This is a genomic window from Agromyces bauzanensis (assembly GCF_014645655.1).
Classification (GTDB): Bacteria; Actinomycetota; Actinomycetes; order Actinomycetales; family Microbacteriaceae; genus Agromyces; species Agromyces bauzanensis.
The window spans coordinates 1-13,462 of record NZ_BMMD01000013.1 but is presented as its reverse complement, the minus strand read 5'-3'; the positions used below and the strand labels follow the sequence as shown (position 1 = coordinate 13,462).

General features: G+C 68.4%; 8 protein-coding genes and 1 pseudogene. 6 read left to right on the top strand and 3 right to left on the bottom strand.

Going from position 1 to position 13,462, the window contains the following annotated elements; all coding sequences use genetic code 11:
* The first annotated feature begins 51 nt into the window (after positions 1-51).
* From IEX31_RS11600 to IEX31_RS11575, 6 genes are all read left to right on the top strand, one after another.
* A complete protein-coding gene (locus IEX31_RS11600) occupies positions 52-2,457 on the top strand; it encodes a DUF6049 family protein (RefSeq protein WP_188743598.1) in 2,406 nt (801 codons plus the stop codon).
* Complete coding sequence (murJ, locus tag IEX31_RS11595) at positions 2,450-4,066, top strand: murein biosynthesis integral membrane protein MurJ (protein ID WP_229662296.1); 1,617 nt, start codon at positions 2,450-2,452, stop codon at positions 4,064-4,066. The genes IEX31_RS11600 and murJ overlap by 8 nt, the downstream gene beginning before the upstream one ends.
* Positions 4,067-4,223: 157 nt before the next feature.
* The gene (gene trxB, locus IEX31_RS11590) at positions 4,224-5,198 is read left to right on the top strand and encodes a thioredoxin-disulfide reductase (RefSeq protein ID WP_188743597.1); all 975 of its coding nucleotides are present in this window, start codon (positions 4,224-4,226) and stop codon (positions 5,196-5,198) included.
* Positions 5,098-5,562: a thioredoxin gene (gene trxA, locus IEX31_RS11585; protein ID WP_373285521.1), complete on the top strand. Its 465-nt coding sequence runs from the start codon at positions 5,098-5,100 to the stop codon at positions 5,560-5,562. Before trxB ends, trxA begins: the two co-directional genes overlap by 101 nt.
* Positions 5,563-5,713: 151 nt before the next feature.
* A complete protein-coding gene (locus IEX31_RS11580; protein WP_188743595.1) occupies positions 5,714-7,036 on the top strand; it encodes an aminotransferase-like domain-containing protein in 1,323 nt (440 codons plus the stop codon).
* 17 nt (positions 7,037-7,053) lie between these two features.
* Positions 7,054-8,013, top strand: coding sequence for a D-alanine--D-alanine ligase family protein (locus IEX31_RS11575; RefSeq protein ID WP_188743594.1), 960 nt, complete (start codon positions 7,054-7,056; stop codon positions 8,011-8,013).
* Positions 8,014-8,106: 93 nt separating this feature from the next.
* Here IEX31_RS11575 and IEX31_RS11570 read toward each other — a convergent pair whose 3' ends face one another.
* The 3 genes and pseudogenes from IEX31_RS11570 to IEX31_RS11560 form a co-directional block, all read right to left on the bottom strand.
* The gene (locus tag IEX31_RS11570) at positions 8,107-9,090 is read right to left on the bottom strand and encodes a ParB/RepB/Spo0J family partition protein (protein ID WP_188743593.1); all 984 of its coding nucleotides are present in this window, start codon (positions 9,088-9,090) and stop codon (positions 8,107-8,109) included.
* Positions 9,080-9,982, bottom strand: a complete 903-nt coding sequence (locus tag IEX31_RS11565; RefSeq protein WP_308423502.1) for a ParA family protein — start codon at positions 9,980-9,982, stop codon at positions 9,080-9,082. Before IEX31_RS11565 ends, IEX31_RS11570 begins: the two co-directional genes overlap by 11 nt.
* A 2,672-nt stretch (positions 9,983-12,654) precedes the next feature.
* A pseudogene (locus IEX31_RS11560) lies at positions 12,655-13,462 on the bottom strand (hypothetical protein); the annotation flags it as partial.

The window sequence follows — 13,462 nt, the reverse complement described above, 5'->3', positions numbered from 1 at the left end:
GCCTGTGGACGCCGACCGGATGCCCCGGGCCCACGCCGTAGAATCGCCTGCATGGTGGCCGAGGTGAAACCAGCGCGTCGCCGCGCCGACTCACCAACTCCCCGCTCGAGGCGCCGCGGCCGTGCCGTCGTGGTCGGCCTCGCGGTGGCCGCCCTCGCCGGCATCGCCGCCGCCCCGATCGCCGCGACGGCGGGCGTCGATCCCGCCGGCCTGCAGGCGATGCTCGGCATCGGAGGCGGGGGTGCCGCCGGTGCCGGCGGCGCGTCGGGCGCCGCGAAATCACGACCGCCCCAGTCGGTCGACGGCGAGGAGGCCGGCCTCCGCGTGCGGGTCTCGCCCACCATCTCCACGAGCCTGACGGTCTCCGCACCCGTCACGATCACGGTCGAGATCGAGAACGCGACCGGCGAGGCCGTCGCACCCGGCCGCGTCCGGCTCGTCCACGCAGGCGCCGTGATCGACGACGAGGCCGAGCTCGACGACTGGCTCGCGGTCGGCGGCGGTTCCGGCGCCGGAATCGGTGGCGCCGCGGTTCCGCTCGCCGAGGGCGAGTCACGCGGGCTCTCCGCTGGTGGCACCGTGCTCGTGCCCTTCACGATCGCGCCCGAGTTGTTCGCCGATCTCGCGGGCTCGCCCATCGTCGGCCTCGGCGCGGAGCTCGTCGTGGGCGACACCGTGGTCGCCACGGGCACCGATGCGTATCCGAACGCCGACGTTCCGGCCGGCGGTTCCGTCGCCGTGGCGCTCGTCGCACCGGTCACGGTCCCCGTGGGGGGCGGGCCCTCGGGCCTGATCCCCGCGACGCAGCTCGAGAACTGGACCGGCCCGACGGGCGTGTTGACCCGCCAGCTCGACGCGCTCGCGGGCCGTCGCGTCGCGATCGGGCTCGACCCGCGCATCCTGGCCTCGATCCGGGTGCTCGGCTCGAGCGCACCGGCCTCGGCGATCGCCTGGCTCGAGCGGCTCTCGGGGCTCGCGAATGAGATCTTCCCGCTCGCCTACGCCGACGCCGACCTTGCCGTGCAGTCGCAGGTGGGCCTGCCCGGGCTGCTGTCGCCGACCTCGTTCGAAGACGCGATGGATCCGGCGGACTTCACTCCCACCGACGGTGATGGCACGGATGCCGACGCCGACGGTGTCGAGCCGACGGAGGCTGCTGCGGAGCCCTCGACACCCGGCGCGGTGCCCACGACAGACGACCTCCTCGCCTGGCCGTACACCCGCACCGACATCGCCTGGCCCGCCGACGACACGGTCGCGCCAGGCGATCTCGCGTACCTGGACGCTGCCGGCCTGACGACGGCGCTGCTCGCCCCGACGAACGCGGCGCCCGTCGACGGGCCGACCTCGGCGTCGGCCACGATCGATGCCTCCACGGCACTGGTCGCCGACGCGGGACTCACCGAGCCACTGCGCGCCGCCGCCGCCGCACAGACCGATGCCGCGTGGCGCGCCGCGACCGGCCGAGTGCTCTCGGAGCTCGCCCTCGACGCCGCTTCCGCCCGCACCACCGTGCTCGCGTCATTCGACCGCGGTGCACCCGCGCGTTCCGACCGCGTCTCGGCGCTGATCGACGAGCTCGAGGGGTCGGGGTGGTCGACGCTCGCCGGGCTCGCCGACGCGATCGGCGCACCGCCCGTGACGCGCACGCTCGTCGACGGCGTCGAGGCCGACGACCGGCGCGCGAACGTCTCACGCATGATCGCCGCCGAGGCCGAGGTCGTGTCGTTCGCGAGCGTCCTCGCCGACGATCGCCTGCTCACCGCGCCGACGCGTCGCGACCTCATGTCGCTCCTCGACGTCACCTGGCTCGACGACCCCGAGTCGTGGACCTCGGCCGTCGGCGACTGGCTCGTCGACCAGCGCGAAATCATCGGATCGGTCTCGGTCGTGCAGTCGAGCCCGATCAACGTGGTGTCCACTGAGACGGGTGTCCCGACCACCATCGACAACGGCCTGCCGTACCCCGTCACGGTCCTGGTCGAGGTGGACCCGTCGAACGGCAGGCTCATCGTGGAGGACCGCATCGAGGTCACGGTCGAGCCCGAGTCGCGAAGCACAGTGCGCGTGCCCGTCGTGGCGGGTGTCGGCAACGGCGACGTGTCCCTCGTGGTCTCGCTCACGTCGCCGACCGGCGTTCCCATCGGCGATTCGGTCACCATCCCCGCGAATGTGCAGGCCGACTGGGAGGGCCTCGGCGCCACGATCCTCGCGACCCTCGTCGTGCTCGTGTTCGGCATCGGCATCTGGCGCAACATCCGTCGCCGTCGCCGTGCTCGCTCCGATCAGGCGGCGGATGCCACCGCCGAGGGCGCAGAGGTCGAGGCATCCGACACCGAGGCATCCGGCACCGACGCGGACACCGAAACCGACGCGGTCGCGCCGACGTCGGACACGGACACCGAGACATCCGACACCCAAGCGGACACCGACGCGGAGAGCGGCACGCGTGGCTGAGGACCGCATCGGGCGCGCCAGCGTATTCCTCGCGTCGGGCACGATCGTGTCGCGCATGCTCGGATTCCTGAAGGCGATCGTGCTGGCCGGCACGATCGGCGTCGTCGGTTCCGCGAGCGCCGACGCGTTCGCCGTCGCCAACGGCCTCCCGAACACCGTCTACGTGATCGTCGCAGGCGGCGTGCTGAGCGCCGTGCTCGTGCCGCAGATCGTGCGGGCCAGCACGCACGCCGACGGTGGCAGCGGCTACATCAACAAGCTGCTCACGCTCGCCCTCGTCGTCATCGGCGCCGCGACCGTCGTCGCGACCGCCCTCGCCCCCGTGCTGGCGTGGATCTACGCCGGTTCGAATCCCGAGATCCTGCCGCTCGCGATCGCCTTCGCTTGGTGGTGCCTCCCGCAGATCTTCTTCTATGGGCTGTACACACTGCTCGGCGAGGTGCTGAACGCACGTCGGAGCTTCGGCCCCTTCACGTGGGTGCCGGTGCTCAACAACATCGTCGCCCTCATCGGCCTCGTGGCATTCGGGCTGCTCTTCGGCTTCGACCCTGAAGGCGATCGCAGCGTGGGGGAGTGGACCCCCGGAATGGTCGCGCTGCTCGCGGGCTCGGCCACGCTCGGCATCGTGGCGCAGGCGGTCGTGCTTTTCTGGTTCTGGCGGCGCATCGGCCTGCGCTACCGGCCCGACTTCCATTGGCGGGGTGTGGGCCTCAGCGCCGCGGGCCGGATGGCCGGATGGACCTTCGGCATGCTTCTGCTCACGACACTCGCGGGGATCGTGCAGACGCAGGTCGTGCTGATCGCCTCCAACCAGGCCGCGTCGCTCGCGGCGATCGACGCCGCGTGGCTCGTGTTCATGCTTCCGCATTCCGTCATCACCGTGTCGATCGCCACGGCGTACTTCACGCGCATGAGCGAGCATGCGGCCGGCGGCGCCCTCGACCGCGTTCGTGACGACCTGTCGAGCGCCGTTCGGGGCGTGTCGCTGATCCTCGTCCTTGCCAGCGCCGTGCTCGTCGTGGTCGCCTATCCGTTCGCCGCGGTCTTCCAGCCCGGCCTCGCCGGCGCCTCCGCCCTCGGCAACGTCATCATCGCCTTCGCGATCGGCCTCGTCGGCTTCAGCATCCTGTTCATCGTGCAGCGCACGTTCTACGCGCTCGGCGACACCCGCACGCCGTTCTTCTTCACGCTCTTCCAGGTCGTGGTCTTCTCGATCGGGGCCCTGACCTGCATCTTCCTGCCCGTCGAGTGGATTGCCGTCGGCGTGGCCCTGTCCACCACGATCGCCACGACCGCACAGCTGCTCCTCGCGATCGGCCTCCTCCGCCGGCGTCTCGACCGCATCGACGGGCGTCGCATCATCGGCAGCCTCGCGCGCGACCTTGCTGCCGCCGTTGTCCCGGTCGTCGCCGGCCTCGGCTTGCTCGCGGCCCTCGGCGGCTACACCGAGGGCGGCTTCGCGATCGCCGATCGCATCGGCGCCATCGTCTCCATGGCGGCCATCGGCACCGCCATGGCGGTGCTCTACTTCGGCCTGCTGTGGATGCTCCGGTCGAAGGAGCTGCGTGCCTTCGCCGAGCCGCTCCTGCGCCGCGTCGGCCGCGATTGACCGAACCGGCGGAGTCCGCGGATGCCGCGTGGGCGGGCCACCCGAACGTGCGCTGTCGTACAGACCGCCGGAATACTCGCCGCCTAGACTGTGTTCACAATGTCGTGGCATCCGCTCGTGTGGGTGCCCGATGCAGGCAGTGATCAGAGGAGTGGCGTTGCGCGACATCATTATCATCGGATCGGGCCCGGCAGGGTTCACGGCGGCCATCTATGCCGCGCGCGCAGAGTTGAAGCCGCTGCTCATCGCGAGTTCGGTCGAGATCGGCGGCGAACTCATGAACACCACGGAGGTCGAGAACTATCCCGGCTTCCCTGAGGGCATCATGGGCCCCGACCTGATGGCCAAGTTCCAGGCCCAGGCCGAGCGATTCGGCACCGAGGTCGTCTACGACGATGTCGTCGAGCTCGAGCTCGACGGTCTCGTCAAGCGCGTGAAGCTCGGCAACGGCGGCGTCGAGGAGGCTCGGGCGATCATCTATGCGACCGGCTCGGCCTACCGCAAGCTCGGTCTGCCCGAAGAGGAGGTCTTCTCGGGTCATGGCCTGTCGTGGTGCGCCACGTGCGACGGGTTCTTCTTCCGCCAGAAGACGATCGCGGTCGTCGGTGGCGGCGACTCGGCCATGGAGGAGGCGAACTTCCTCACCCGCTTCGCCGACAAGGTCTACGTCATCCACCGCCGTGACACGCTCAAGGCGTCCAAGATCATGCAGCAGCGCACGTTCGACAACGAGAAGATCGAGTTCGTCTGGAACGCCGAGGTCACGGCGATCCACGGCGAGTCCAAGGTGAGCGGCGTCAGCCTCCGCGACACCGTCACTGGTGACGTGCGCGGCCTCGACCTCGACGGCCTCTTCGTGGCGATCGGCAACGATCCGCGCACGCACCTCGTGCATGGCAAGCTCGACCTCACCCCCGAGGGCACGATCGCCGTGGAGGGGCGCTCGACGCGGACGTCCGTCGCAGGCGTCTTCGCAGCCGGCGACGTCATCGACCCGACCTACCGTCAGGCCGTCACCGCGGCGGGCACCGGTGCGACCGCCGCACTCGACGCCGAGCACTTCCTCGCCGCGCTCGGCAACGAGAAGGCCGCGGAGGCAGTGCTCGAGACCGAGTTCGCCGTCGTCGACTGACGTCGACGCTACATCCGATTTCCACCAAAGGAGAAACGCAATGACCGCACGTGCCGTTACCGAAGCCACCTTCGAGCAGGAGGTCCTCATGAACGACAAGGCCGTCCTCGTGGATTTCTGGGCCGAGTGGTGCGGCCCGTGTCGCGCGGTGAGCCCGATCCTCGACCAGATCGCCACCGAGAACTCCGACCGGCTCGACATCGTGAAGCTCAACGTCGACGAGAACCCGAACCTCGCGATGAAGTACCAGATCACGGCGATCCCCGCGTTCAAGGTGTTCGAGAAGGGCGAGGTCGTGAAGACCGTCATCGGCGCCAAGCCGAAGCCCGCCCTCGAGGCCGACCTCGCCGCCTTCATCTCGTAGCCGGCGACCTCGCGATTCCAGAAGACCCGTCCGGTGCGAACCGGGCGGGTCTTTCGCGTCGTCCGGGCGTGCGGGCCTCGAGTATCGTCACGGAAACGGGCGGCGTGAGCCCAGCAACTAGCATGAATATCCTGAGCAGAACGGAAGCGATGTGACCTCTGACGGCGTCCCCCAGCGGACCGGCAACAATCTCGACCCGTGGTACGCGAACTACGCCGAGCGTGCCGCGGGACTGGCCGCCTCAGAGGTCCGAGCCCTCTTCGCCGTCGCCTCCCGCCCCGAGGTGGTGTCGCTCGCGGGCGGCATGCCCTTCGTCTCGGCGCTGCCGCAGGAGCTCATCGTCTCGTCGATGGAGCGCGTCATGCGCGAACAGGGCCCGGTGGCCCTGCAGTACGGGTCGGGCCAGGGGATCCCCGCCCTCCGCGAGCACATCCTCGACGTGATGGCCCTCGAGGGCATCCGGGGCAGCGTCGACAACGTCGTCACCGCCACAGGGTCGCAGCAGGCGCTCGACCTCGTCGCCAAGCTCTTCATCGACCCGGGCGACGTGATCCTCGCCGAGGCGCCGAGCTACGTCGGGGCGATGGGGGTCTTCCGGTCCTACCAGGCGACCGTCGTACACGTCGCGATGGACGAACACGGGCTCATCCCCGAGGCGCTCCGGGAGACGATCGCGCACCTACGTGGCCAAGGTCGCCGCATCAAGTTCCTCTACACGATCCCGAACTTCCACAACCCGGCCGGGGTCACGCTGTCGGCCGAGCGTCGACCCGAGATCCTCGAGATCTGCCGCAGCAACGAGATCCTCGTGCTCGAGGACAACCCGTATGGCCTCCTCCACTTCGACGAGCCGGCGCCGAACGCGCTGCGTTCACTCGACGAGGACGGCGTGATCTACCTGGGCTCGTTCTCGAAGACGCTTGCGCCGGGATTCCGAGTGGGGTGGGCGCTCGCCCCGCACGCGATCCGCGAGAAGCTCATCCTCGCCGCGGAGTCGGCGATCCTCTCCCCGAGCTCGTTCAGCCAGTTCGTCGTGTCGGAGTACCTGTCGACCACCGACTGGCGGGCGCAGATCGACACCTTCCGCGGCGTCTATCGCGAACGGAAGGACGCGATGATCGAGGCGCTGGGGGAGTACCTGCCGCAACTCAGCTGGACGAACCCCAACGGCGGCTTCTACGTGTGGGTCACCATGCCCGACGTGCTCGACTCGAAGCAGATGTTGCCCCGCGCCGTCAGGGAACTCGTTGCGTACACGCCCGGAACCGCATTCTTCGCCGACGGACGAGGCCGACACGCGATGCGCCTGTCCTTCTGCTACCCGACACCCGATGCCATCCGCGTCGGCATCCGGCGCCTCGCGACGGTCGTGAATGGCGAACTCGACCTGCTCGACACCTTCGCCGGCACCGGCCCGCTACAGCTCCCCCCGAGCGCCGGGTTCGAAGCCGCCCCGCCTTCCGACCTCAAGTAGTGGAGAAAACCCAGATCATGAGTGATTCTAGTGGCCTGTACGTCGTTGTGCTGGCGGGCGGCATCTCGCACGAGCGCGACGTCTCGCTCCGCTCCGGGCGTCGGGTCGCCGACGCCCTCACTGATGCTGGTCATCGGGTGGAGCTTCGCGATCCGGATGCCGGGTTGCTGCCGTTCCTCGCGCGCGAGCGCCCCGACGTGGTGTTCCCCGCGCTGCACGGCTCGAGCGGTGAGGACGGGTCGCTGCTCGACCTGCTTCGTGCGCTCGAAGTGCCGACGGTCGGATCGACGGGCGCCGCTGCACGGCAGGCCTGGTCGAAGCCTGTGGCGAGCTCGCTCATCGCGGAGGCCGGCATCGCCGTGCCTGAGTCCATCGTGCTGTCGCACGAGGCGTTCCGGGAGCTCGGTGCCGCGAGCGTGCTCCGCGTGGTACGCGGTGCTCTCGAGGGCGACCTCGTGGTGAAGCCCGGGTCGGGCGGCTCCGCGCAGGGCGTCACGATCGTCGGCGATCCCAACGACCTGCCGCGCGCCATGGTCGAGGCGTTCACGTACGACGAGGTGGCTGTGGTGGAGCGGCGGGTCGTCGGCACCGAGATCGCGGTCGCGGTGGTCGACCTCGGGGATGGGCCTCGGGCGCTCGTGCCGGTCGAGATCGAACCGGTCGACGGGGTGTACGGCTTCCAGGCGCGGTACAACGCGGGGGAGACCACGTTCTACGCTCCGTCGCGTCTCAGCGACGAGATCTCGACCGCCGTCTCGGATGCCGCGATGCTCGCGCACCGCACCCTCGGTCTTCGCGACCTCTCGCGCGTCGACTTCATCGTCGACGACGAGGGGGTGCCGTGGTTCCTTGAGGCCAATGTCATCCCTGGCCTTACTGAGACGTCGCTCGTCCCCCTCGCGATCGAAGCTTCCCAGACGAATGCGGCTGCCGTGTACAACGGCCTCGTGCACGCCGCTGTCGCTCGCGTGTCCTGAGGACCGCGACCACCTGGACGTGAGACGCCCGTGTCGAGGAAGCTCGACGCGGGCGTTTCGGTTGTCAGGAACGATTCTGCGCGCGTCGGCCTCCTACACGCCGTCGAGTTGTTCGCCGAGATCCGAGAGAATCCGGCGAAGGTCCTGCACGGTCGCGAAATCTATGCTGATCTGCCCTTTTCGTGCGCCCAACGCGATGCGCACCCGGGTGTTCAGCCGGTCACTCATCCGGCCGGCGAGATCGTCGAGGAAGTCCTGTCGTTTGCCCGCCGCTGGCTTGGCGCGCGATGGCTTCGGTGTGCCGGTGGCGACCGCCTCGGCGGCCCGCACCGACAGTTCTTCATTGACGATCTTGTCGGCGAAACGCTGCATCGCCTCGGCGTCGCCGGTTATCGAGAGGATCGCCCGCGCGTGTCCCGCACTCAGCACGCCGGCAGCGACTCGCAATTGCACCGACTCGGGCAACTTGAGCAGCCGCAGGGTGTTCGTGACCTGTGGGCGGGAACGTCCGATGCGGGCGGCGAGTTCCTCCTGCGTGATTCCGAAGTCAGACAGCAGTTGCTGGTAGGCCGACGCCTCTTCCAGCGGATTCAGTTGTGAGCGGTGCAGGTTCTCGAGTAGGGCGTCACGGAGCATCGCCTCGTCGGCGGTGTCCTTCACCACGGCGGGAATCGAGTCGAGCCCGGCCTCCTTGGTCGCGCGCAGCCGACGCTCACCCATGACCAACTCGTACTTGCCGGGCTCCGTGGGGTGTGGGCGCACGACAATCGGTTGCAGGACTCCGAACTCGCGGATGGAATGCACCAGTTCCGCGAGATCATCGGGGTCGAACACAACTCGCGGCTGCTGCGCGTTCGGAACGATGTCGTTCGGATCGAGCCGCGCGAGGTGGGCGCCCGGCACCGTGATGAGTCCCTCGGCTGTCGCGGCCTGCTCGACCGCCGCGATCGCCGTGGCTGGCGTGGATTCGGCGTCGGGGAAGAAGACGTCGACCGGCCGGTTCGGACGAGTCGCGTCGTCTCCGCTCGGAATGAGGGCCCCGATTCCACGTCCGAGTCCGGTTCGCTTAGTTGCCATGCGTGTGTTCCTTCGGGTTGGAGACGGATCGGCGCGCGATCTCGGCGGCCGCCTCACGGTAGGACAACGACCCCGTGGATCCGAAGTCGTAGCTGATGACGCTCTGACCATAACTGGGCGCCTCGGATACCCGCACCGAACGCGGAATGATCGTCTTGAGCGTCTGGGTGGGAAAGTGGTCGCGCACTTCCTGCGCCACTTGTTGCGCCAGGTTGGTGCGCGAATCGTACATCGTGAGCAGGATCGTCGTTAGGCGGAGCTCGGGGTTGAGGTGCTTCTCGATGAGCTCGATGTTGCTGAGCAGTTGCGAGAGTCCTTCGAGGGCGTAGTACTCGCACTGGATCGGGATGAGCACTTCACGGGCCGCGACGAATGCGTTGATCGTGAGGAGGCCCAGCGACGGTGGGCAGTCGATGAAGACGTAGTCGTACGGTCGTTCCATCGAGGCCAGGTGGTTGTCGAGTGCGCGTCGGAGGCGCTGCTCGCGAGCAACGAGTGAGACCAGTTCGATCTCGGCGCCCGCGAGATGGATGGTGGCGGGCACGCAGTCCAGGCGATCGTGCTCGGTCGACGGCCGGATGACCTCGGCGAGCGGCAAGTCCGCGACGAGCACGTCGTAGACGCTCTGTTGCTCGGAGCGGTGATCGACACCGAGCGCCGTGGACGCATTGCCTTGGGGGTCGAGGTCGACCACGAGCACGCGCGCACCGGAACGCGCCAGTGCGGCGGCGAGGTTGACGGCGGTCGTGGTCTTGCCCACGCCCCCCTTCTGGTTCGAGATCGTGATGATGCGCGTGCTCGGGGGGATCGGAAGCACCGCCTCATCCAGCGCGAGGCGCCGACGAGTCTCGTCGGCGAGTTGGTCAGCCAGGGGAGTTCCTCCGTATTCGATGACCGTTTCACGTGAAACGGGTGTTGCAGCGCGAACGACAGTTTCACGTGAAACGTCGATGCCTTCGCCGGTCGTGGTTGCGGCGATCGAGGCCTCGGTCGGCCACGACGCGTTCAGGGGTTGGGGGTTGTGCGCGTCGACATCGGTGGGCTCGGGCACATCTGAGTCCAGCGATCCATCGTCATCGACCGTCACCTGATGCACGTCTGGTGAGGCCACCGGTGGGCTTGATCTGAGAACGTCGGATGCATCATCGGATGTCACGTCGACGTGCTCCGCGTCAGCGGGATGCCCGGCGGCCGCATTCACTGCGGCCGAATGGGTGGCCGAGATCCGCGATGACTCCATCGTGAACACCGCCTTCGCCGTCCCGTTCACCCCGGTCGCGGCGGGAGCGGCGTCCTCGCCGGTCTCCTGCGATTGCCACTCCACAACCACCCGGTCGATCGAGGCACCCTCGATCGCGGTCGGCGCGGCGAGGGCCTCGTCGGGCGCCGCTTGCTGCTGTGGCGGCTCTGAGGCTGACGCGTCGTCTGCGTGGGCTGTGGTGTCCGACAGTGCCGCAGCAAGGAAAGTGTTCGACTCTGTCGTGCGCGATCGGAGCGGCTCACCATCGGCTGGACCGGTCACGATGCTGACCTCGGCGCGCGCAGGCGCAGTCCGATGGTCCATTGCCTCCGCGGCGGCAACATCGTCCTTGCCGTCAGCGTTGTAGCCCTCCGACTCGGGCGTCGCTGTCGACGCGGTCGGGGGCGTGTACTCAGATGCCGTCGACTCGGACTGCGAGGTGGAGCCGACCTGGGCAGCGGGTGCGGCGGTGTACGTCTCGGGGTCGATGTGCGACGGCTGCAATGACGAGACCGTGTCGGCCGCGGCATCACCGACGATCTCCCTGATGATGTCCTCGAGGAGTCGATCCGCGGTCGATCCTGAGACCGCTCGCGGGTTGAGTGTCGTCCCCAATGGTTCCGTCTCGTCGCTGAGCGCAGCCGCGGTAGCCGCGTCCCAATCGATGCTCGTCGTTTTTGGCGTTGCTCGTTGGCTGACGTCACCCGCGATCACCGTGGTTGGGTCGGACGTGTTGTCATCATCAGGCGAGTGACCCGGGCCGTCCTTGTCGCGGCCGGACGTCGGGGCGAGAGCGTCCCGGTCGTCGTCTGCGGCGATTCCCCCTGCGGGCCAGTTCGAGGGTGCTTCGGCCACCCCTGCCCGCGACGGAACGCCGAGGCTCTCAGGCGGCGCCGCCCGGCTCTCGTGACGCTCTGTTCGCAGGGCGTCGACCGGGTGTACGTCCGGCTGCCGGGGTGGGATGCTGCCCCGGGCCTCAGGGCTCCATTGCGAGTGGTCGACTGGGTCGGACGTCGGAGCCGGAGGCGTGGGTGCGACCTCGTCCTGATCTTGAACGTCGAAGCTTCGGTCGGCACTGGCGTGTGTCGTGCCGCCGATCTCGTCGGAGTCGGGCTCGTGGCGCTTGCGGTGGAACCACCCGCGTCCGGCGCCTTGTCCCATTCCGACTGCTCCCACCCGATGCTCGTGCCAGCGTGGCCGGCAACGCTCCGCCGATCCGACACTCAAGCCTAACCGGCGGCGGCGGCGACGACGGTGTGGAACGCGGATGACCGCATTCTGATGTGTGTCGAGGAGACCTGGTGAGGACGGGTCGCGCGGCGGCGGCAACTGAACGCCGCGTGGAGTCGACGAGGTGGGTGTTTCACGTGAAACGCGGGTGTAACCCCGGACGTATGCCTGTCACGCGCGACGGTGTCACGTTCTGTCGTTCGCGTTACAGACGTCGAGGTGCCACGTTCCTCCAAGCTGACGACGGTCGCGGCCTTGGCACACCGGTCCTCGGTCAATCATCGATCCCGGCGTCCCTCCTGAAGCGGCCTGCGCATCGCACGCCGGCTGATGGAGACCGCCGGCCAGGTCCTCGCCGTCCGGGCTGCTGTAACCGGACTACGTCGAGCCCGCCTCCGATTCTGGCGACAGGGCCTTTCCGAGAGCGCTCCTCCGAGCATGAGTGTTTCGGTCGCTGAGGCCATCTGGGGGAGGGCCATTTCTCCGACCGGAGCGATCCGTTTCACGTGAAACCCTTCGTGCTGCGTATCCGAGCCGCCTACCACGCCGACGGTCCGGCGTGAAGGTTGCGTGGTGGCGTGGGCGCGCGGAGGCCCCCGGCATCGTCGCGTCCTTTCAGAGAACAATTGCTCGGCGGAGTGTTGAGTGCGCTCGTCCGAACCGAGCCTCGGCGTCTCGGGCACTGTGGCGTTGAATTCCCGCCCATCCCAAGCAGAAGACGTATTGCGTGAAACGTTGGGCGCTACCGTATCCGAGCGACCCCACGGCACCAGCCGCTCCGGCAGGAACGTTGCGCGGCGACGTGGGCGTGCAGACGCCGGACGTCGTCGGGTCCATTCAGAGAAGAATTGCTCGGCGGAGGGTTGAGCCCGTTCGTCCGAGCCGAGCCTCGCATCTCGGGCGCTGAGGGGCGTCTCGGGCGCTGAGGAGCGTCTCGGGCGCTGTGGCTGTTGAATTCCCGCCCTTACCAAGCAGAGCGTTGAGAGCGCTCGTCCAAGCCGAGCCTTGGGCGCTCTGGGTGCGGAAGGCCTACCTTGCCGAGCAGAGCAACTGTTTCACCTGAAGCCCTGGTGCTGCACTGATACGGCCGGGTCCTACGGCGGCGGCGCTCCGGCGTGTTTGTGGTCCAGCGGCGGGCAGGGGGCCGGATGTCGCCGAGGCCCTCGAGGTTCGGCCGGCAGCGAATTCTTGGAGAACGCTACTCTGACCCAGATCTGCGAGTAGCGGTCGCGCGTGCATCGGTTTGCTGAGGGTTCGTGTCGTTTGCGTGTCCGGTGCGGTGAACGCATGACGCCGGCCCGGCTGTCGCGCCGGGTGGGCGGGGTTCCGCTCCGATGGTCCTTCTCGTCTTGGTGGGGTTGGATGGTTCGTGGGTCAGCCGGCGCGTGGGAGTTGCTGCAAGCAGGGCAGGACGGCAGCCAGGAGCTGGTCACCGGGGGGCAGTCGCAGCACGATGACGCCGCTCGGCGAGTGATGCGGGCGGGGACGTTGATCAGCTCACGGCACAGGGTCGCGAGGGTGCGCCGGCCGCGCCCGTTTCCGCGGTCGAGCCCGGTGATCTCTTGCAGCCAGGCGGAGATCGCGCAGGCCAGCAGCGCGCCCCACATCCACACCGTGTTGACGGCGTGGTACTTCGAGGGCAGGTGGCGCAGCGCCCCGCCGTGCTTGGCGTCCTTGTTCAGCGCCTCGATGTCGGTGCGGTGGCGGTACCACCACTCGGTCTCGGCGAGGTGTTCCGGCGTGGTGATTTCCAGGTTGGTCAGGATGAAGCTGTACCCGAAGACGTGATCGACCCCGCCGTGGGTTTCCCCTCGTATCGTGGAGACATCGCTTAAGTAGGAGGAGCGATGAGCAGGTATCGGAAGTTCGATGAAGACTTCAGACAGGGTGCGGTGCGGATCG

What these genes read in the sequence shown, in the direction of transcription:
- IEX31_RS11600 (WP_188743598.1), top strand. Translation starts at nt 52, where the DNA reads ATGGTGGCCGAGGTGAAACCAGCGCGTCGCCGCGCCGACTCACCAACT.
- IEX31_RS11575 (WP_188743594.1), top strand. Translation starts at nt 7,054, where the DNA reads ATGAGTGATTCTAGTGGCCTGTACGTCGTTGTGCTGGCGGGCGGCATC.
- IEX31_RS11570 (WP_188743593.1), bottom strand. Translation starts at nt 9,090, where the DNA reads ATGGCAACTAAGCGAACCGGACTCGGACGTGGAATCGGGGCCCTCATT.